Here is a 19668-nt window from a genome sequence, read left to right on the forward strand (position 1 = left end):
CCGGACCCGCACTGCGGACCGGGGGCCTCGTGGCGTCCCGGGTCACGCACCCGCGGCTGGACAGGGGCGACGGGCGCGGATAGGATGGATCTTTGCATCTCCCCTGTTCCGTGCCGCCCGCAGGACCTCGCGTCCCGCCGTGGCCCGCACGGTTCCGCACGGCCTTCATATAGCGGTGGGCCGGCGCCGCCGTCTCGCGGCAGGGGAGCGAACGGAACCCAGAAGGCCTGTGGAAGGATCCTACGTGGTCGCCTCGAGCACCTCCAACGAAACCGCTACCGTCTCCCCGCGATCCGGCGCCTCCGCCGGACGCGTCTCCTTCGCCAAGATCTCCGAGCCGCTGGACGTGCCGGACCTGCTGGCGCTGCAGACCGAGTTGTTCGACCGCCTGATCGGCAATGAGCGGTGGGCCGCGCGCGTGGACGCCGCCCTGGCCGCCGACGACCACTCCGTGCCCGTCACCTCGGGACTGACGGACATCTTCGAGGAGATCTCCCCGATCGAGGACTTCCAGGGCACCATGTCCCTGTCCTTCGCCGAGCCGGAGTTCGCCGACGCGAAGATGACGGAGGAGGAGTGCAAGGATCGCGACGCGACCTTCTCCGCCCCGCTGTACGTCAAGGCCGAGTTCATGAACAACACGACCGGCGAGATCAAGCAGCAGACCGTCTTCATGGGCGACTTCCCGCTGATGACCCGCAACGGCACGTTCATCATCAACGGCACCGAGCGCGTCGTCGTCTCCCAGCTGGTCCGCTCCCCGGGCGCCTACTTCGAGCGCACCCCGGACAAGACCTCGGACAAGGAGATCTTCTCCGCGAAGATCATCCCCTCGCGCGGCGCCTGGTTCGAGCTCGAGGTGGACAAGCGCGACCAGGTCGGCGTCCGCCTCGACCGCAAGCGCAAGCAGCCCGTGACGGTGCTGCTCAAGGCCATGGGCTGGACCGAGTCCCGCATCCTGGAGGAGTTCGGCCACTACGACTCCATCCGCGCCACCCTCGAGAAGGACGGCACCGCGGACCAGGACGAGGCCCTGCTCGACATCTACCGCAAGCTGCGCCCGGGCGAGCCGGCCGCCGTCGACGCCGCGCAGACGCTGCTGAACAACCTGTACTTCACCCCGAAGCGCTACGACCTCGCCAAGGTGGGCCGCTACAAGCTCAACCGCAAGCTCGGCGTGGACGTGCACCTCGGCGACCCCAACGCGTCTGTGCTCACCGAGGACGACATCGTCCAGATGGTGCACTTCATCGCCGCGCTGCACGCCGGCGAGACCGTCATCAAGGGCACGCGCGACGGCGAGCCGGTGGATGTGCGCGTGGAGATCGACGACATCGACCACTTCGGCAACCGTCGCATCCGTGCGGTGGGCGAGCTGATCGAGAACCAGATCCGCACGGGCCTGTCCCGCATGGAGCGCGTCGTGCGCGAGCGCATGACCACCCAGGACGTCGAGGCGATCACCCCGCAGACCCTGATCAACATCCGCCCCGTGGTGGCGGCGATCAAGGAGTTCTTCGGCACCTCGCAGCTGTCCCAGTTCATGGACCAGAACAACCCGCTGGCCGGCCTGACGCACAAGCGCCGCCTGTCCGCGCTCGGCCCGGGCGGCCTGTCCCGCGACCGTGCCGGCATGGAGGTCCGTGACGTCCACCCGTCGCACTACGGCCGCATGTGCCCCATCGAGACCCCGGAAGGCCCGAACATCGGCCTCATCGGCTCGCTGGCGACCTTCGGCCGGATCAACTCCTTCGGCTTCATCGAGACCCCGTACCGCCGCGTGGTCGACGGCCGGGTCACGGACACCGTGGACTACCTGACCGCCGACGACGAGCTGGCCTTCCAGATCGCCCAGGCGAACGCCCCGGTGGATGAGGACGGCCGGTTCGAGGAGGAGCTCGTGCTCTGCCGCCAGCGCGGCGGCGACGGCGAGCCCGTGCTCTCGACCGTGGACGAGATCGACTACATGGACGTGTCCCCGCGCCAGATGGTGTCGGCGGCCACCGCCCTGATCCCGTTCCTCGAGCATGACGACGCCAACCGCGCGCTCATGGGCGCGAACATGCAGCGTCAGGCCGTGCCGCTGCTCCGCTCCGAGGCCCCCTACGTGGGCACCGGCATGGAGAAGTACGTGGCCGTGGACGCGGGCGACTCCGTGACGGCCACCCAGGGCGGCGTCGTGACCGAGGTGGCCGCGGACCTGGTGACCGTCATGAACGACGACGGCACCACCACGCACTACCCGATCATGAAGTTCGCCCGCTCGAACCAGGGCAACGCCTACAACCAGCGCGTGCGCGTGTCCGAGGGCGAGCGGGTGGAGCCGCTGAGCATCATCGCCGACGGTCCCGCCACGGACAACGGCGAGCTCGCGCTCGGCAAGAACCTCCTCGTCGCGTTCATGCCCTGGGAGGGCCTGAACTACGAGGACGCGATCATCCTGTCCCAGCGCATGGTCTCGGAGGACGTCCTCACCTCGATCCACATCGAGGAGCACGAGGTCGACGCCCGCGACACCAAGCTGGGCGCCGAGGAGATCACCCGCGACATCCCCAACGTGTCCGAGGAGGTGCTGTCGCAGCTCGACGAGCGCGGCATCATCCACATCGGCGCGGAGGTGGAGGCCGGCGACATCCTGGTCGGCCGCGTGACCCCGAAGGGCGAGACCGAGCTGACCCCGGAGGAGCGCCTGCTGCGCGCGATCTTCGGCGAGAAGTCCCGCGAGGTCCGCGACACCTCCCTGAAGGTGCCGCACGGCGAGTCCGGCACCGTCATCGGCGTGCGCATCTTCGACCGCGACGAGGACGACGACCTGCCCCCGGGCGTGAACCAGCTGGTGCGCGTCTACGTGGCGCAGAAGCGCAAGATCACCGACGGCGACAAGATGGCCGGCCGCCACGGCAACAAGGGCGTCATCTCGAAGATCCTGCCGCTCGAGGACATGCCGTTCCTGGCGGACGGCACCCCGGTGGACATCGTGCTGAACCCGCTCGGCGTCCCCGGCCGCATGAACCTCGGCCAGGTCATGGAGCTGCACCTGGGCTGGGCCGCCTCGCGTGGCTGGGACATCCAGGGCGAGCCGGAGTGGATCAAGGACCTGCCGAACTTCCCGCGGCAGTCCGGTCCGGTCAACGTGGCCACCCCGGTGTTCGACGGCGCCGAGGCGTACGAGATCACGGGCCTGCTCGGCCACGTGAACGTGACCCGCGACGGCGACCGTCTCATGAGCGACAGCGGCAAGGCGCAGCTGTTCGACGGCCGCACCGGCGAGCCGTTCCCGGACCCGGTGTCCGTGGGCTACATGTACATGCTCAAGCTGCACCACCTGGTGGACGACAAGATCCACGCCCGTTCCACGGGCCCGTACTCGATGATCACGCAGCAGCCGCTGGGCGGTAAGGCCCAGTTCGGCGGCCAGCGCTTCGGCGAGATGGAGGTGTGGGCGCTCGAGGCGTACGGCGCGGCGTTCACCCTCCAGGAGCTGCTGACCATCAAGTCCGACGACATCCACGGCCGCGTGAAGGTCTACGAGGCCATCGTCAAGGGCGAGAACATCCCGGAGCCGGGTGTTCCCGAGTCCTTCAAGGTGCTCATCAAGGAGATGCAGTCCCTCTGCCTGAACGTGGAGGTCCTCTCCGCCGACGGCCAGGCCATCGAGATGCGCGACGCGGAGGACGAGGTCTACCGCGCCGCCGAGGAGCTGGGCATCGACCTCTCCCACGCCGAGCCGAGCTCGGTGGAGGAAGTCTGAGCCGGGCCCGATCCCGCATCCACAAGACGTCACCTGAGAACCACTGAACCAAGGGAGTTCACCGGAGCATGAGCGTGAACAGCATGTCCACTGACAACTCTTTCGGCCTGATGCGCATCGGCCTGGCCACGGCGGAGGACATCCGCCGCTGGTCCTACGGCGAGGTCAAGAAGCCGGAGACCATCAACTACCGCACCCTGAAGCCGGAGAAGGACGGACTCTTCTGCGAGAAGATCTTCGGCCCCACCCGTGACTGGGAGTGCGCGTGCGGCAAGTACAAGCGCGTGCGCTTCAAGGGCATCATCTGCGAGCGCTGCGGCGTCGAGGTGACCCGCTCGAAGGTGCGCCGCGACCGCATGGGCCACATCGAGCTGGCTGCGCCGGTCACCCACATCTGGTACTTCAAGGGCGTGCCCTCGCGCCTGGGCTACCTGCTGGACCTGGCGCCGAAGGACCTCGAGAAGGTCATCTACTTCGCGGCGTACATGATCACCTCGGTGGACGAGGAGGCCCGGCACCGCGACCTGGCCAACCTCCAGGCCGAGTACGACCAGGAGACCCGTGTCCTGGCCGACCAGCGTGACTCCGACATCGCCGCGGTGGCCGCCGACCTCGAGAAGGACCTGGCCAAGCTGGAGTCCGAGGGCGCCAAGGCCGCCGAGAAGAAGAAGGCCCGCGACGCCGCGGACAAGACCATGGCGCAGATCCGCAAGCGCGCGGACGCGGAGCTGGACCGCAAGGAGCAGGTCTGGGACCGCTTCAAGAACCTCAAGGTCGCCGACCTCGAGGGCGACGAGGGTCTGTACCGCGCCATGCGGGACAAGTACGGCCAGTACTTCGAGGGCTCGATGGGCGCGGAGGCGATCCAGCGTCGCCTGCAGACCTTCGACCTCGAGGCCGAGTCCGAGATGCTGCGTGAGACCATCAAGACGGGCAAGGGCCAGCGCAAGACCCGCGCCCTGAAGCGCCTGAAGGTCGTCAACGCGTTCCTGACCACGGACAACTCGCCCGAGGGCATGGTCCTGGACGCCGTCCCGGTGATCCCGCCGGAGCTGCGTCCGATGGTGCAGCTGGACGGCGGCCGCTTCGCGACCTCCGACCTCAACGACCTGTACCGTCGCGTGATCAACCGTAACAACCGCCTGAAGCGGCTGCTCGACCTCGGCGCGCCCGAGATCATCGTCAACAACGAGAAGCGCATGCTGCAGGAGGCCGTGGACTCGCTGTTCGACAACGGCCGCCGCGGCCGGCCGGTGACCGGCCCGGGCAACCGCCCGCTCAAGTCGCTCTCCGACATGCTCAAGGGCAAGCAGGGCCGGTTCCGTCAGAACCTGCTCGGCAAGCGCGTGGACTACTCGGGCCGCTCGGTCATCGTGGTGGGTCCCCAGCTCAAGCTGCACCAGTGCGGCCTGCCGAAGCAGATGGCGCTGGAGCTGTTCAAGCCGTTCGTGATGAAGCGTCTCGTGGACCTGAACCACGCGCAGAACATCAAGTCCGCCAAGCGCATGGTGGAGCGCTTCCGTCCGCAGGTCTGGGACGTGCTCGAGGAGGTCATCACCGAGCACCCGGTCCTGCTGAACCGCGCCCCCACCCTGCACCGTCTGGGCATCCAGGCCTTCGAGCCGCAGCTCGTGGAGGGCAAGGCCCTGCAGCTGCACCCGCTGGTCTGCTCCGCGTTCAACGCGGACTTCGACGGCGACCAGATGGCGGTCCACCTGCCCCTGTCGCCGGAGGCCCAGGCCGAGGCGCGCCTGCTCATGCTCTCGAGCCACAACATCCTGAAGCCCTCGGACGGCCGCGCGGTCGCCGTGCCGGCCCAGGACATGATCATCGGCCTGAACCACCTCACCACGGTGCGTCCGGACGAGGTCGGCGCGGGCAACCTGTACGCGACCGTCGGCGAGGCCATCATGGCGTTCGACGGCGGCGACCTGCACCTGAACGCGCCCGCACGGATCGGTGTCGAGGGCTTCGTGCCGTCGGCGGCCGTGCCGGCCCCCGAGGGCTGGTCCGAGGGCGAGATCGCCCTCATCGAGACCACCCTGGGCAAGGTGCTGTTCAACGAGCTGCTGCCGGACGACTACCCGTGGCTGGACAAGCAGGCGACCAAGGGCACCCTCGGCCAGCTGGTCAACAACCTGGCCGAGCGCTACCCGATGGTCGTCACCGCGCAGACGCTGGACAACCTCAAGGACGCCGGCTTCCACTGGGGCACCTGGTCGGGTGTGACCGTGGCGATCTCGGACATCACCTCCGACTTCGACAAGGCCGCCATCATGGAGGGCTACGAGGAGCAGGCCCAGCGCGTGCAGCAGCAGTACGACAAGGGCCTGATCGCGGACGACGAGCGTCGCTCCGAGCTGATCGACATCTGGAACAAGGCCACCGACGAGGTCGCCGCGGCCATGAAGGACGGCCTGCCGGAGCTCAACACCATCAACCGCATGGTGTCCTCCGGTGCGCGAGGCAACTGGCTCCAGGTGCGCCAGATCGCGGGCATCCGCGGCCTCGTGGCCAACCCGAAGGGTGAGATCATCCCGCGTCCGATCAAGTCCTCGTACCGCGAGGGCCTGTCCGTGCTCGAGTACTTCTCCGCCACCCACGGCGCCCGCAAGGGCCTCGCGGACACCGCGCTGAAGACCGCGAACTCGGGCTACCTGACCCGTCGTCTCGTCGATGTGTCCCAGGACGTCATCGTCCGCGAGGACGACTGCGGCACCGAGCGCGGCCTGTCCGTCACGATCGCCGCCCCGAACGCCGACGGCGAGCTGGTGGCCCACGAGCAGGTCGAGAACTCGGCCTTCGCCCGCACGCTGGCCCAGGACGTCACGGGCGAGGACGGCACGGTGCTGGCCTCGGCCGGTGCGGACGTGGGCGACGTGCTGATCGGCGAGCTGGTGGCCGCCGGCGTCACGGAGATCAAGGTCCGCTCGGTCCTGACCTGCGAGTCCGCCGTGGGCACCTGCGCGAAGTGCTACGGCCGCTCCATGGCCACCGGCCAGCTGGTGGACATCGGCGAGGCCGTCGGCATCATCGCGGCCCAGTCGATCGGTGAGCCGGGCACCCAGCTCACCATGCGCACGTTCCACACCGGCGGTGTGGCCTCGGCCGACGACATCACGCAGGGTCTGCCCCGCATCCAGGAGCTCTTCGAGGCCCGCACCCCGAAGGGCGTGGCCCCGATCTCCGAGGTCGCCGGCCGCGTGACCATCGAGGACACCGAGACGTCCGTGCGCCTGCTGCTCACGCCGGACGACGGCTCCGAGGAGATCGCCTACCCGGTGCTGCGCCGTGCGCGCATCCTCGTGGCCGACGGCGAGCACGTGCCGGTGGGCACGCAGCTCGTGGCCGGCGCCGTGGACCCGAAGCAGGTTCTGCGCGTGCTCGGCCCGCGGGCCGCGCAGCGGTTCCTCGTGGACGAGGTGCAGAACGTGTACCAGTCCCAGGGCGTGGGCATCCACGACAAGCACGTGGAGGTCATCGTCCGGCAGATGCTGCGTCGCATCACCGTCATCGAGTCCGGTGACACCGACCTGCTGCCGGGCGAGCTCACGGACCGGGCGCGCTTCGTGGCCGCCAACCGTGCCGCCGTCGCTGAGGGCCGCCAGCCGGCCTCCGGCCGCGACGAGCTGATGGGCATCACGAAGGCCTCGCTGGCCACGGACTCGTGGCTGTCGGCCGCGTCCTTCCAGGAGACGACCCGCGTCCTGACGCAGGCGGCCATGGAGGGCAAGTCCGACCCGCTGCTGGGCCTGAAGGAGAACGTGATCATCGGCAAGCTGATCCCGGCCGGCACGGGCCTGGACCGCTACACGAAGACCGTCGTGGAGCCGACGGAGGAGGCGAAGGCCAACCTGTTCGCCTCGCCGGCCGGCTTCGCGGACTTCGACTACCCGGGCCTGGACCAGTCGCTCGGCGAGAACGACTTCCACGCCGTCTCGTTGGACAACTACGACCGCGGGGGCGACTTCCGCGCCTGATCCCCGTCCCCCAGGGGGCCCGCCGTTCCGCCGCTCACGCGGGGGAGCGGCGGGCCCCTTGGCGTGCGGGGCCGGCTCGTCGACGGCGCCGGGGCGTGCTATGCTGTCAAGGATTGTTTTTCGTGTGGCAAATTGGACGCTGTCCGGGTCGCGGGGTCATTGCGCGGCAGATGCCACACTTTTGCACGCCTGCGGACGTCTGCTCGTTGCGAGCCCCCACAGGGAGAGGCAGAGCAGAGGAACGAGCAGCCGGCGCCCCGGGCGCCGGTCGATCACGTCAGCGATCACCGAAACACAGGAAGGCTGAAGAGTGCCTACGATTCAGCAGCTGGTCCGCAAGGGCCGCTCACCCAAGGTCGTCAATACGAAGGCCCCTGCCCTGCAGGGGAACCCCATGCGTCGTGGCGTGTGCACCCGTGTGTACACCACCACGCCCAAGAAGCCGAACTCGGCGCTGCGCAAGGTCGCCCGTGTGCGCCTGAACGGCGGCATCGAGGTCACCGCCTACATCCCCGGCGAGGGCCACAACCTGCAGGAGCACTCGATCGTGCTCGTCCGCGGCGGTCGTGTGAAGGACCTGCCCGGCGTGCGCTACAAGATCGTGCGCGGCGCCCTCGACACCCAGGGCGTGAAGAACCGCGGCCAGGCCCGCTCCCGCTACGGCGCCAAGAAGGAGAAGAAGTAATGCCTCGTAAGGGTCCTGCGCCGAAGCGCCCCCTCGTCGTCGATCCCGTCTACGGCTCCCCGCTGGTCACGCAGCTGATCAACAAGGTGCTCGTCGACGGCAAGAAGTCCACCGCCGAGCGCATCGTGTACGGCGCGCTCGAGGGCGCCCGTGCCAAGAACGGCGCCGATCCCGTGGCCACCCTCAAGAAGGCCATGGACAACATCAAGCCGGCCCTCGAGGTGCGCTCCCGCCGCGTCGGCGGCGCCACCTACCAGGTGCCCGTCGAGGTCAAGCCGGGCCGCTCCACGGCCCTGGCCCTGCGCTGGCTGGTCGGCTTCTCCAAGGCCCGCCGTGAGAAGACCATGACCGAGCGTCTGATGAACGAGATCCTGGACGCCTCGAACGGCCTGGGCGGCGCCGTGAAGCGTCGCGAGGACACCCACAAGATGGCCGAGGCCAACAAGGCCTTCGCCCACTACCGCTGGTGATCCGTGTGGCCCGGGGCGCGCGATCCGCGCCTCGGGCCGCAGGTGCGTCCTCTCGGACGGGCCACCCACCGCATCCACCTCACGAGCCCCCCCATTCCACCCGACCAAGGGAGACACCGTGGCACAGGACGTGCTGACCGACCTGCACAAGGTCCGCAACATCGGCATCATGGCCCACATCGATGCCGGCAAGACCACCACCACCGAGCGCATCCTGTTCTACACGGGTGTCAACCACAAGCTGGGCGAGACCCACGACGGCGGCGCGACGACGGACTGGATGGAGCAGGAGAAGGAGCGCGGCATCACCATCACCTCCGCCGCGGTGACCTGCTTCTGGAACGACCACCAGATCAACATCATCGACACCCCCGGCCACGTGGACTTCACGGTCGAGGTGGAGCGCTCGCTGCGCGTGCTCGACGGCGCCGTCGCCGTGTTCGACGGCAAGGAGGGCGTGGAGCCCCAGTCGGAGACCGTGTGGCGCCAGGCGGACAAGTACAACGTCCCGCGCATCTGCTTCGTCAACAAGATGGACAAGCTGGGCGCGGACTTCTACTTCACCGTCGACACGATCGTGAAGCGCCTCGGCGCGCGTCCGCTCGTGATGCAGCTGCCGATCGGCGCCGAGAACGACTTCGTGGGCGTCGTCGACCTGCTCTCCATGAAGGCCTTCGTGTGGCCGGGCGACGCCAAGGGCGACGTCACCATGGGCGCCTCCTACGAGACCCGCGAGATCCCCGCCGAGCTCCAGGAGAAGGCCGAGGAGTACCGCAACGAGCTCGTCGAGGCCGTCGCCGAGACCTCCGAGGAGCTCATGGAGAAGTACCTCGAGGGCGAGGAGCTCACCGTCGAGGAGATCCAGGCCGGCGTGCGCCAGCTGACCGTGAACGCCGAGGCCTACCCGGTGTTCTGCGGCTCCGCGTTCAAGAACCGTGGCGTGCAGCCGATGCTGGACGCCGTGGTCGCCTACCTGCCGAACCCGCTGGACGCCGGCTCCGTCAAGGGCCACGCCGTGAACGACGAGGAGGAGGTGCTGGAGCGCGAGGCGTCGAAGGAGGCCCCGTTCTCGGCGCTCGCCTTCAAGATCGCCACGCACCCCTTCTTCGGCACGCTGACCTTCATCCGCGTGTACTCCGGCCGTCTGGAGTCCGGTGCGCAGATCCTCAACGCCACCAAGGGCAAGAAGGAGCGCATCGGCAAGCTGTTCCAGATGCACGCCAACAAGGAGAACCCGGTGGACGAGGTGGTCGCCGGCCACATCTACGCCGTGATCGGTCTCAAGGACACCACCACGGGCGACACCCTGTGCGATCCCGCGAACCCGATCATCCTCGAGTCGATGACCTTCCCGGAGCCCGTGATCTCCGTGGCCATCGAGCCGAAGACCAAGGGTGACCAGGAGAAGCTCTCCACCGCCATCCAGAAGCTCGTCGCCGAGGACCCCACGTTCCGCGTGAACCTCAACGAGGAGACCGGCCAGACCGAGATCGGCGGCATGGGCGAGCTCCACCTGGACGTGTTCGTGGACCGCATGAAGCGCGAGTTCAAGGTCGAGGCCAACGTGGGCAAGCCCCAGGTCGCGTACCGCGAGACCATCAAGCGCAAGGTCGACAAGGTCGACTACACGCACAAGAAGCAGACCGGCGGCTCCGGCCAGTTCGCCAAGGTGCAGCTGTCCTTCGAGCCCCTGGACACCGCCGAGGGCGAGGTCTACGAGTTCGAGAACGCCGTCACCGGCGGTCGCGTGCCCCGCGAGTACATCCCCTCGGTGGACGCGGGCATCCAGGACGCCATGCAGTTCGGCGTGCTGGCCGGCTACCCGATGGTCGGCGTGAAGGCCACCCTGCTCGACGGCGCGTACCACGACGTCGACTCCTCGGAGATGGCGTTCAAGATCGCCGGATCCCAGGCCTTCAAGGAGGGTGTCCGCAAGGCCAACCCGATCATCCTCGAGCCGCTGATGGCCGTGGAGGTCCGCACCCCCGAGGAGTTCATGGGCGACGTCATCGGCGACCTGAACTCCCGCCGTGGCCAGATCCAGTCCATGGAGGACGCCACCGGTGTGAAGGTGGTCAACGCCCTCGTGCCGCTGTCGGAGATGTTCGGCTACATCGGCGACCTGCGCTCCAAGACGCAGGGCCGCGCGGTGTACTCGATGACCTTCCACTCCTACGCCGAGGTCCCCAAGGCCGTGGCGGACGAGATCATCCAGAAGTCCCAGGGCGAGTGACCGCAGGTCACCTGCTCTGAACAACCTGCCCCGGGTCGGCCGCCGCAGCCGCGGCCGGCCCGGGGCGACCGGACCGCCCTCCCCGGCGCGGCGGTCCGCGATCAGGACGGGTCAGGTCCGGTCCGCTTCCGGCGGTCCCGACGGCCTGGAACCGGACTGGCCCTCGTGAGGCCGGGATTTCCCCAACCCCGCACCATCCGAGTAGACTCAGTCAAGTTGTCAGCACGTCGCAGGCGGCTGAGCAGTCTTCTTGACGATGAACCAGTTCTTAGGAGGAACTAGTGGCAAAGGCAAAGTTCGAGCGGACGAAGCCGCACGTCAACATCGGCACCATCGGCCACGTTGACCACGGCAAGACCACGCTGACCGCCGCCATCTCGAAGGTCCTGTACGACAAGTACCCGGACCTGAACGAGGCCCGTGACTTCGCGACGATCGACTCCGCCCCCGAGGAGCGTCAGCGCGGCATCACCATCAACATCTCCCACGTGGAGTACCAGACCGAGAAGCGTCACTACGCCCACGTGGACGCCCCCGGCCACGCCGACTACATCAAGAACATGATCACCGGCGCCGCTCAGATGGACGGCGCGATCCTCGTGGTCGCCGCCACCGACGGCCCGATGGCCCAGACCCGTGAGCACGTGCTCCTGGCCCGCCAGGTCGGCGTGCCAGGCCCTGCTCGTGGCCCTGAACAAGTCGGACATGGTCGAGGACGAGGAGCTCCTCGAGCTCGTCGAGATGGAGGTCCGCGAGCTGCTGTCCTCCCAGGAGTTCGACGGCGACGAGGCCCCGGTCATCCGCACCTCCGGTCTGAAGGCCCTCGAGGGCGACCCTCAGTGGGTCAAGTCCGTCGAGGACCTCATGGATGCCGTGGACGAGTACATCCCGGACCCGGTGCGCGACAAGGACAAGCCGTTCCTGATGCCGATCGAGGACGTCTTCACCATCACCGGCCGTGGCACCGTGGTGACCGGTCGCGCCGAGCGCGGCACCCTCGCCATCAACTCCGAGGTCGAGATCGTGGGCATCCGCGACGTGCAGAAGACCACCGTCACCGGCATCGAGATGTTCCACAAGCAGCTCGACGAGGCCTGGGCCGGCGAGAACTGCGGTCTGCTGCTGCGCGGCCTGAAGCGCGACGACGTCGAGCGCGGCCAGGTCGTGGTGGAGCCGGGCTCCATCACCCCGCACACCAACTTCGAGGCGAACGTCTACATCCTGTCCAAGGACGAGGGTGGCCGTCACAACCCGTTCTACTCGAACTACCGCCCGCAGTTCTACTTCCGCACCACCGACGTCACCGGCGTCATCACGCTGCCCGAGGGCACCGAGATGGTCATGCCCGGCGACACCACCGAGATGTCGGTCGAGCTCATCCAGCCGATCGCCATGGAGGAGGGCCTCGGCTTCGCCATCCGCGAGGGTGGCCGCACCGTGGGCTCCGGCCGCGTCACCAAGATCACCAAGTGATCTGACGCATCCCGTCTCGTGGCTCCGTTGAGCCGCCGACGCGCGACGCCCCCGTCTCCGGGTCTCCCGGAGGCGGGGGCGTCGCCGTGTCCGACGACGGCGCGGCCGCGGCCGCTAGGCTGGGGAGCATGCCTGAACTGCTCATCCTCATCGTGGTGCTCGCCGTGGTCGTCGTGGCCGTGCGCTGGGCGCTGCGGACCTTCCGTCCCGAGATCGACCGTGCCCGGCGCATCCGGCGCGCGAACCGCGGCGGGGAGCTGGAGCGATGAGCCTGCCCGGCCCGCGCCGCCTGTTCGCCGTCACGGCGATGGCCGAGATGTTCACCTGGGCCGGTCTGCTGATCGCCATGGGCCTCAAGTACGGCGGAGTCACGGAGCGGGTGGTGCCGATCGCCGGCGGCGTCCACGGCTTCGTGTTCCTCTGCTATCTCGTGGTGACGGTCGCCGTGTGGATCGACGGGCGGTGGCCCGTGGCCCGCGGACTCCTCGGCCTCGGTTCGACGATCGTCCCGTTCATGACGGTCCCGTTCGAGCGGGTCCAGCGGCGGCGCGGCGAGCCGGCGTCGCGGTGGCAGGTCGTGGACCGTGCGCCGGGGGAGCGGCGGCCCCTCGAACAACTCCTCGTCGTGGTGCTGCGCCATCCGGTGGTCAGCGCGCTCCTGGCGGTCGCCGTGGTCGCCGTCGTCTTCACCCTGCTGCTCAACGCCGGCCCGCCCACCCAGTGGGGCCGCTGAGCCCCGGGGGCCGCCGGGCCCGGCCCGCCGATTGGCGGACCGGGCCCGGTTCTGTCTATACTGATTCGGTTGCTCAAGCGCCATTGCGCTGTCGTCGTGTGTCTCGCGGCGGCAGCTCGGCCCAGATGTGACGTCACCACTCCGACCCACCGCAGGCGTGTGCCCTCCCAGGAATGCGACACGCCCGACCGCGTGGACCGGAGTCCGGCGGCGGCGAGGAACCCGGTCCGACCGGATTCGCCCCGCGCGGGTGGAGGACAAGAAGGCGGACCCGATCCGCCGCACAGGGACAGGAACAGCACACCCGACGAGAGAGGCGTGACGCCATGGCGGGACAGAAGATCCGCATCCGGCTGAAGTCGTACGACCACGAGGTCATCGACGTCTCGGCCCGCAAGATCGTTGACACGGTCACGCGCGCAGGCGCGACGGTGGTGGGCCCCGTGCCGCTGCCGACGGAGAAGAACGTGTACTGCGTTATCCGTTCTCCCCACAAGTACAAGGACAGCCGCGAGCATTTCGAGATGCGCACCCACAAGCGGCTCATCGACATCATCGACCCGACCCCGAAGGCCGTCGACTCGCTCATGCGACTGGACCTGCCCGCGGACGTCAACATCGAGATCAAGCTCTGAGAGGGAGGTGCTGAGAGACTATGACCAACACCCAGAACATCAAGGGCCTGCTGGGCACGAAGCTCGGCATGACCCAGGTCTGGGATGAGGACAACAAGCTCATCCCCGTGACCGTGGTCAAGGCAGACCCGAACGTCGTCACCCAACTGCGCTCCGAGGAGACCGACGGCTACACCGCCGTGCAGATCGCCTACGGCCAGATCGATCCCCGCCGCGTGACCAAGCCCCTGGCCGGTCACTTCGAGAAGGCCGGCGTGACCCCGCGTCGCCACCTCGTCGAGCTGCGCACCGCCGACGCCGCCGAGTACTCGCTCGGCCAGGACGTGACCGTGGAGGTCTTCGAGGCCGGCCAGAAGGTCGACGTCGTGGGCACCACCAAGGGCAAGGGCTTCGCCGGCGCCATGAAGCGCCACGGCTTCGCCGGTGTGGGCGCCTCGCACGGCCAGCACAAGAACCACCGCAAGCCCGGCTCCGTGGGCGGCGCGTCCACCCCCGGCCGCGTGTTCAAGGGCCAGCGCATGCCCGGTCGCATGGGCGCCGTGCGCCAGACCACCATGAACCTGACCCTCCACGGCATCGACGTGGAGAACAACCTCCTGCTGATCAAGGGCGCGGTGCCCGGCTCCAAGGGCCAGGTCGTGCTCGTCCGCAGCGCCGTGAAGGGAGCCTGAGACCATGGCTGAGAACTCCGTGAAGACCGTCCAGGTCGATCTGCCCGCCGAGCTCTTCGACGTGCAGTCCAACGTGCCGCTCATGCACCAGGTCGTCGTCGCCCAGCTCGCCGCCGCCCGTCAGGGCACGCACAAGACGAAGCGCCGCGGCGAGGTGTCCGGTGCCGGTCGCAAGCCGTTCAAGCAGAAGGGCACCGGCCGCGCACGTCAGGGCTCCATCCGCGCCCCGCACATGACCGGTGGTGGCGTCGTCCACGGCCCGACCCCGCGTGACTACTCGCAGCGCACCCCCAAGAAGATGAAGGCCGCCGCCCTGCGCGGTGCCCTGTCGGACCGCGCCCGCAACGGCCGCGTCCACGTCATCGAGGCCCTCGTGTCCGGGACCACCCCGTCCACCAAGGCCGCCAAGGCGGGCCTCGCGTCCCTGAACACCGGCCGCAAGAACGTGCTGCTGGTGATCGACCGGGCCGACGACGTCGCCGCCCTGTCCGCCCGCAACCTGCCCGCGGTCCACACCCTGTACGCCGACCAGCTGAACACCTACGACGTGCTCGTCTCCGACGACGTCGTGTTCACCCAGGCGGCCTACGAGGCGTACGTGGCCCAGGCTTCCGGCGCCAAGAAGGAGGATGCCCAGTGAGCGGCTCCATCAACAAGGATCCCCGCGACGTGATCATCGCTCCCGTCGTGTCGGAGAAGAGCTACGGTCTGATCGACGAGGGCAAGTACACCTTCCTGGTCGACCCGCGCTCCAACAAGTCCGAGATCAAGCAGGCGGTGGAGCGCATCTTCAACGTCGACGTGGCCTCGGTCAACACCCTGAACCGTTCCGGCAAGCGCCGTCGCACCCGCTTCGGGTGGGGCCAGCGCAAGTCCACCAAGCGTGCCATCGTCACGCTCAAGGACGGGACCATCGACATCTTCGGAGGTCCGCTCGCCTGATCGGCGTGCGGAGACCACTTAATCGAGGAACTGACACATGGCTATCCGTAAGTACAAGCCGACCACCCCGGGCCTGCGTGGCTCGTCCGTGGCCGACTTCGCAGAGATCACCCGGTCCACGCCGGAGAAGTCCCTTCTCCGTCCGCTGCACAAGACCGGCGGCCGCAACAACACCGGTCGCATCACCACCCGTCACAAGGGCGGCGGCCACAAGCGCCAGTACCGCCTGGTCGACTTCCGTCGCCACGACAAGGACGGCGTGCCCGCCACCGTCGCGCACATCGAGTACGACCCGAACCGCACCGCCCGCATCGCGCTGCTGCACTACGCGGACGGCGCGAAGCGCTACATCCTGGCCCCGGCCAAGCTGAAGCAGGGCGACGTGATCAAGGCCGGCCCGAATGCCGACATCAAGCCCGGCAACAACCTGCCGATGCGCAACATCCCCGTGGGCACCACCATCCACGCGGTGGAGCTGCGCCCCGGCGGCGGCGCCAAGATGGCCCGCTCCGCCGGCGCGTCCGTGCAGCTGGTCGCCCGCGAGGGCAAGTACGCCCAGCTGCGCCTGCCCTCCGGCGAGATCCGCAACGTCGACGTGCGCTGCCGCGCCACGATCGGCGAGGTCGGCAACGCCGAGCAGTCGAACATCAACTGGGGCAAGGCCGGCCGCATGCGCTGGAAGGGCGTCCGCCCGACCGTCCGCGGCGTCGTCATGAACCCGGTCGACCACCCGCACGGCGGTGGCGAGGGCAAGACCTCCGGCGGTCGTCACCCCGTCAACCGGAACGGCAAGCCCGAGGGCCGCACGCGTCGTCCGAACAAGGAAAGCGACAAGCTCATCGTGCGTCGCCGTCGTACCGGCAAGAACAAGCGATAAGGGAGCAGGGAAGACATGCCTCGCAGCCTGAAGAAGGGCCCCTTCGTCGATCAGCACCTCTACCTGAAGGTTCTGGCCGAGAACGAGAAGGGCAGCAAGAACGTCATCAAGACCTGGTCCCGCCGGTCGATGATCATCCCGGACATGCTGGGTCACACCATCGCGGTCCACGACGGACGCAAGCACGTCCCGGTGTTCGTCACCGAGTCCATGGTGGGTCACAAGCTGGGCGAGTTCGCCCCGACCCGGACCTACCGCGGCCACGTGAAGGACGACAAGAAGGGCAAGCGCCGCTGAGCCTGAGGGCACAGCACGCTTGACCTTCTCGAGAATCGAAAGAGAGAAGCAATGGAAGCCAAGGCAATTGCGCGCCACCTGCGCGTGACGCCGATGAAGGCCCGGCGCGTCGTCGACCTGGTCCGTGGCAAGCAGGCCACCGAAGCACTGGCCATCCTGAAGTTCGCCCAGCAGGGCGCTTCGGAGCCGGTGTACAAGCTGGTGGCCTCCGCGGTGGCGAACGCCCGCGTCAAGGCGGACCGCGAGGGCCAGGCCTTCGACGAGGACGCCCTCTACATCACCGAGGCCTTCGTGGACGAGGGCCCGACCATGAAGCGGTTCCAGCCCCGTGCTCAGGGCCGCGCGTACCGCATCAACAAGCGCACGAGCCACGTGACCGTGGTCGTCGCGTCCAAGGACGAGAAGGGTGGGAACTGACAATGGGCCAGAAGATCAACCCCAACGGGTTCCGCCTCGGCATCACGACCGACCACGTCTCGCACTGGTTCGCGGACTCCCACAAGGAGGGCCAGCGCTACGCTGACTTCCTCAAGGAGGACGTCAAGATCCGCGAGCTGATGACCACCGGCATGGAGCGCGCCGGCATCTCCAAGGTGGAGATCGAGCGCACCCGTGACCGCGTGCGCGTGGACATCCACACCGCGCGTCCGGGCATCGTGATCGGCCGCCGCGGCGCCGAGGCCGACCGCATCCGCGGTGAGCTCGAGAAGCTCACCGGCAAGCAGATCCAGCTGAACATCCTCGAGGTCAAGAACCCCGAGACCGATGCCCAGCTGGTGGCGCAGGGTGTGGCCGAGCAGCTCGCCTCCCGCGTGGCGTTCCGCCGCGCGATGAAGAAGGCGATCCAGTCCGCCATGCGCGCCGGCGCGCAGGGCATCCGCATCCAGTGCTCCGGCCGCCTCGGCGGCGCCGAGATGAGCCGCTCGGAGTTCTACCGTGAGGGTCGCGTGCCGCTGCACACCCTCCGCGCGAACATCGACTTCGGCAAGTTCGAGGCCAAGACCACCTTCGGCCGCATCGGCGTGAAGGTCTGGATCTACAAGGGCGACCTGACCGCCAAGGAGCTCGCGGCCAAGGAGGCCGCGCAGCCCTCCGGCCGTGGCCGTGGCGGCGAGCGCCGTGGCGGCGGCGAGCGTCGTCGTCGCAACGATCGCGCCGAGCGTGCTCCCCGCCAGGAGAACGCCGGCGCTGGCGCCGAGACCCCGGCCGCCGCTCCCGCTGAAGGAGGCAATGCCTGATGCTGATCCCCCGTCGCGTCAAGCACCGCAAGCAGCACCACCCCAAGCGTTCCGGCGCCGCCAAGGGCGGCACCACCGTGACGTTCGGCGAGTGGGGCATCCAGGCGCTCACGCCGGCCTATGTGACCAACCGTCAGATCGAGGCCGCCCGTATCGCCATGACCCGCTACATCAAGCGTGGCGGCAAGGTCTGGATCAACATCTACCCGGACCGCCCGCTCACCAAGAAGCCCGCCGAGACCCGCATGGGCTCCGGCAAGGGCTCGCCGGAGTGGTGGGTCGCCAACGTCAAGCCCGGACGCGTGCTCTTCGAGCTGTCGGGTGTCACGGAGGACGTCGCCCGCGAGGCGCTCCGCCTGGCCATCCACAAGCTGCCGCTGAAGGCCCGTATCATCCGTCGAGAGGGTGGTGAGTGATCCCATGGCGATCGGCACCAAGGATCTGAACGTCGAGTCCCTGGACGGGATGGACAACGCCCGCCTGCTGGAGGCCCTGAAGTCCTCCAAGGAGGAGCTGTTCAACCTGCGCTTCCAGGCCGCCACCGGTCAGCTGGACAACGCCAGCCGGCTGAAGGCCGTCAAGCGTGACATCGCGCGCATCTACACGATCCTGCGCGAGCGCGAGCTGGGCATCCGCGGCGATGTCGCCGCCGAGGCGCAGGCCGAGAAGAACGAGGAGGCTGCCAAGTGACCGAGCAGACCCCGGCCGTCTCCGAGGAGCGCGGCTACCGCAAGGCCCTCCGTGGCATCGTCGTCTCCGACAAGATGGACAAGACCATCGTCGTCGAGGTCGAGGACCGCAAGAAGCACTCGCTCTACGGCAAGGTGCTGAAGACCTCGAAGCGCGTGAAGGCGCACGACGAGGACAACACCGCCGGCGTGGGCGACCGCGTCCGCCTCGCCGAGACCCGCCCGCTGTCCGCCTCCAAGCGGTGGCGTCTGGTGGAGATCGTCGAGCGCGCCAAGTGATCGACCCGGCCCCCTGAGGGCCGGCGACGCAGAGGGCCGCCCCGTGCACTGGCACGGGGCGGCCTTGTGCGTTAGACTCTGATATTCGTGCGCCCTCTCGTTGGCAGGACCATCCATCCTGCGTGCCGAGGGCCGCGCACGCCGATCCCGGATCCGCCTCGGCCCTGCCCTGCGCGCCCCTCCGCTCTCGACCTCCCCGACGCTGTCTGAACACGCGTCGCCGGGGGACGACGGCGGGCGGCCCGCCTCGGGGGAGGGGTAAGCGTCCCGGGATGCCCGTTCAACCGTTCCGCAAGGCTCGCCCATCGTGGGGGAGAACCGGCGCGACGCTAGGAGAGACAAGTGATCCAGCAGGAGTCGCGGCTCAAGGTCGCCGACAACACCGGTGCGAAGGAAATCCTGACCATCCGTGTTCTCGGCGGTTCCGGACGCCGCTACGCAGGCATCGGCGACACCATCGTCGCCACCGTGAAGGACGCCATCCCCGGCGGCAACGTCAAGAAGGGCGACGTCGTCAAGGCCGTGGTGGTCCGCACCCGCAAGCAGTCCCGCCGTCCCGACGGCTCGTACATCAAGTTCGACGAGAACGCGGCGGTCATCCTGAAGACCGACGGCGAGCCCCGTGGCACGCGCATCTTCGGCCCCGTGGGTCGCGAGCTGCGTGACAAGAAGTTCATGAAGATCGTGTCGCTCGCCCCGGAGGTGATCTGACCTC

19 protein-coding genes and 1 pseudogene are annotated in these 19668 nt (G+C 68.4%); all 20 read left to right on the forward strand.

The genetic code is table 11. The annotated features are described in order from the left end of the window. Positions 1-244: 244 nt before the first annotated feature. On the forward strand, positions 245-3751 hold the full coding sequence (gene rpoB, locus SOY78_RS03845; RefSeq protein WP_324701823.1) for a DNA-directed RNA polymerase subunit beta: 3507 nt from the start codon (positions 245-247) through the stop codon (positions 3749-3751). 83 nt (positions 3752-3834) lie between these two features. Beyond that, entirely contained in the window at positions 3835-7731 is a 3897-nt protein-coding gene (locus SOY78_RS03850; protein ID WP_324701824.1) for a DNA-directed RNA polymerase subunit beta', read from the forward strand. Between the two features lie 310 nt (positions 7732-8041). Further along, on the forward strand, positions 8042-8416 hold the full coding sequence (gene rpsL, locus SOY78_RS03855; protein ID WP_002854787.1) for a 30S ribosomal protein S12: 375 nt from the start codon (positions 8042-8044) through the stop codon (positions 8414-8416). Next, positions 8416-8886 carry a 30S ribosomal protein S7 gene (gene rpsG, locus SOY78_RS03860; protein ID WP_010080379.1) on the forward strand — a complete coding sequence of 157 codons (471 nt, stop codon included), beginning with the start codon at positions 8416-8418 and terminating at the stop codon, positions 8884-8886. Before rpsL ends, rpsG begins: the two co-directional genes overlap by 1 nt. A 118-nt stretch (positions 8887-9004) precedes the next feature. Continuing rightward, positions 9005-11119 (forward strand): elongation factor G, encoded by a 2115-nt coding sequence (gene fusA, locus SOY78_RS03865; RefSeq protein WP_036381535.1) that lies wholly within the window; start codon positions 9005-9007, stop codon positions 11117-11119. Positions 11120-11400: 281 nt separating this feature from the next. Beyond that, positions 11401-12592, forward strand: a pseudogene (gene tuf, locus SOY78_RS03870) (elongation factor Tu). Positions 12593-12720: 128 nt separating this feature from the next. Next, positions 12721-12861, forward strand: a complete 141-nt coding sequence (locus SOY78_RS03875) for a hypothetical protein (RefSeq protein ID WP_181743465.1) — start codon at positions 12721-12723, stop codon at positions 12859-12861. Next, the gene (locus tag SOY78_RS03880) at positions 12858-13325 is read left to right on the forward strand and encodes a DUF3817 domain-containing protein (RefSeq protein WP_324701825.1); all 468 of its coding nucleotides are present in this window, start codon (positions 12858-12860) and stop codon (positions 13323-13325) included. Before SOY78_RS03875 ends, SOY78_RS03880 begins: the two co-directional genes overlap by 4 nt. Before the next feature lie 326 nt (positions 13326-13651). Then, the gene (rpsJ, locus tag SOY78_RS03885) at positions 13652-13960 is read left to right on the forward strand and encodes a 30S ribosomal protein S10 (RefSeq protein WP_002857463.1); all 309 of its coding nucleotides are present in this window, start codon (positions 13652-13654) and stop codon (positions 13958-13960) included. A gap of 20 nt (positions 13961-13980) precedes the next feature. Further along, positions 13981-14631, forward strand: a complete 651-nt coding sequence (gene rplC / locus SOY78_RS03890) for a 50S ribosomal protein L3 (protein ID WP_036317759.1) — start codon at positions 13981-13983, stop codon at positions 14629-14631. A gap of 4 nt (positions 14632-14635) precedes the next feature. After that, entirely contained in the window at positions 14636-15271 is a 636-nt protein-coding gene (gene rplD / locus SOY78_RS03895; protein WP_041103272.1) for a 50S ribosomal protein L4, read from the forward strand. After that, positions 15268-15573 carry a 50S ribosomal protein L23 gene (rplW, locus tag SOY78_RS03900; protein WP_002857471.1) on the forward strand — a complete coding sequence of 102 codons (306 nt, stop codon included), beginning with the start codon at positions 15268-15270 and terminating at the stop codon, positions 15571-15573. The genes rplD and rplW overlap by 4 nt, the downstream gene beginning before the upstream one ends. Before the next feature lie 37 nt (positions 15574-15610). Further along, entirely contained in the window at positions 15611-16450 is an 840-nt protein-coding gene (gene rplB / locus SOY78_RS03905; protein WP_324701826.1) for a 50S ribosomal protein L2, read from the forward strand. A gap of 15 nt (positions 16451-16465) precedes the next feature. Then, on the forward strand, positions 16466-16747 hold the full coding sequence (gene rpsS, locus SOY78_RS03910) for a 30S ribosomal protein S19 (RefSeq protein ID WP_002857475.1): 282 nt from the start codon (positions 16466-16468) through the stop codon (positions 16745-16747). 51 nt (positions 16748-16798) lie between these two features. Further along, the gene (rplV, locus tag SOY78_RS03915) at positions 16799-17164 is read left to right on the forward strand and encodes a 50S ribosomal protein L22 (protein ID WP_017487837.1); all 366 of its coding nucleotides are present in this window, start codon (positions 16799-16801) and stop codon (positions 17162-17164) included. Between the two features lie 2 nt (positions 17165-17166). Continuing rightward, complete coding sequence (gene rpsC, locus SOY78_RS03920; protein WP_002857479.1) at positions 17167-17985, forward strand: 30S ribosomal protein S3; 819 nt, start codon at positions 17167-17169, stop codon at positions 17983-17985. After that, a complete protein-coding gene (gene rplP / locus SOY78_RS03925) occupies positions 17985-18401 on the forward strand; it encodes a 50S ribosomal protein L16 (RefSeq protein WP_036317764.1) in 417 nt (138 codons plus the stop codon). Before rpsC ends, rplP begins: the two co-directional genes overlap by 1 nt. Positions 18402-18405: 4 nt before the next feature. After that, positions 18406-18675: a 50S ribosomal protein L29 gene (rpmC, locus tag SOY78_RS03930; protein WP_036317766.1), complete on the forward strand. Its 270-nt coding sequence runs from the start codon at positions 18406-18408 to the stop codon at positions 18673-18675. Beyond that, positions 18672-18953, forward strand: coding sequence for a 30S ribosomal protein S17 (rpsQ, locus tag SOY78_RS03935; protein WP_036317768.1), 282 nt, complete (start codon positions 18672-18674; stop codon positions 18951-18953). The genes rpmC and rpsQ overlap by 4 nt, the downstream gene beginning before the upstream one ends. A gap of 342 nt (positions 18954-19295) precedes the next feature. Next, complete coding sequence (rplN, locus tag SOY78_RS03940; RefSeq protein WP_002857487.1) at positions 19296-19664, forward strand: 50S ribosomal protein L14; 369 nt, start codon at positions 19296-19298, stop codon at positions 19662-19664. Positions 19665-19668: the final 4 nt, after the last annotated feature.

This window comes from Micrococcus sp. HOU01, from assembly GCF_035609305.1.
Classification (GTDB): domain Bacteria; phylum Actinomycetota; class Actinomycetes; order Actinomycetales; family Micrococcaceae; genus Micrococcus; species Micrococcus luteus.

What these genes read in the sequence shown, in the direction of transcription:
- SOY78_RS03850 (WP_324701824.1), top strand. Translation starts at nt 3,835, where the DNA reads ATGTCCACTGACAACTCTTTCGGCCTGATGCGCATCGGCCTGGCCACG.
- rpsG (WP_010080379.1), top strand. Translation starts at nt 8,416, where the DNA reads ATGCCTCGTAAGGGTCCTGCGCCGAAGCGCCCCCTCGTCGTCGATCCC.
- SOY78_RS03875 (WP_181743465.1), top strand. Translation starts at nt 12,721, where the DNA reads ATGCCTGAACTGCTCATCCTCATCGTGGTGCTCGCCGTGGTCGTCGTG.
- SOY78_RS03880 (WP_324701825.1), top strand. Translation starts at nt 12,858, where the DNA reads ATGAGCCTGCCCGGCCCGCGCCGCCTGTTCGCCGTCACGGCGATGGCC.
- rpsJ (WP_002857463.1), top strand. Translation starts at nt 13,652, where the DNA reads ATGGCGGGACAGAAGATCCGCATCCGGCTGAAGTCGTACGACCACGAG.
- rplC (WP_036317759.1), top strand. Translation starts at nt 13,981, where the DNA reads ATGACCAACACCCAGAACATCAAGGGCCTGCTGGGCACGAAGCTCGGC.
- rplD (WP_041103272.1), top strand. Translation starts at nt 14,636, where the DNA reads ATGGCTGAGAACTCCGTGAAGACCGTCCAGGTCGATCTGCCCGCCGAG.
- rplB (WP_324701826.1), top strand. Translation starts at nt 15,611, where the DNA reads ATGGCTATCCGTAAGTACAAGCCGACCACCCCGGGCCTGCGTGGCTCG.
- rpsS (WP_002857475.1), top strand. Translation starts at nt 16,466, where the DNA reads ATGCCTCGCAGCCTGAAGAAGGGCCCCTTCGTCGATCAGCACCTCTAC.
- rplV (WP_017487837.1), top strand. Translation starts at nt 16,799, where the DNA reads ATGGAAGCCAAGGCAATTGCGCGCCACCTGCGCGTGACGCCGATGAAG.
- rpsC (WP_002857479.1), top strand. Translation starts at nt 17,167, where the DNA reads ATGGGCCAGAAGATCAACCCCAACGGGTTCCGCCTCGGCATCACGACC.
- rplP (WP_036317764.1), top strand. Translation starts at nt 17,985, where the DNA reads ATGCTGATCCCCCGTCGCGTCAAGCACCGCAAGCAGCACCACCCCAAG.
- rpmC (WP_036317766.1), top strand. Translation starts at nt 18,406, where the DNA reads ATGGCGATCGGCACCAAGGATCTGAACGTCGAGTCCCTGGACGGGATG.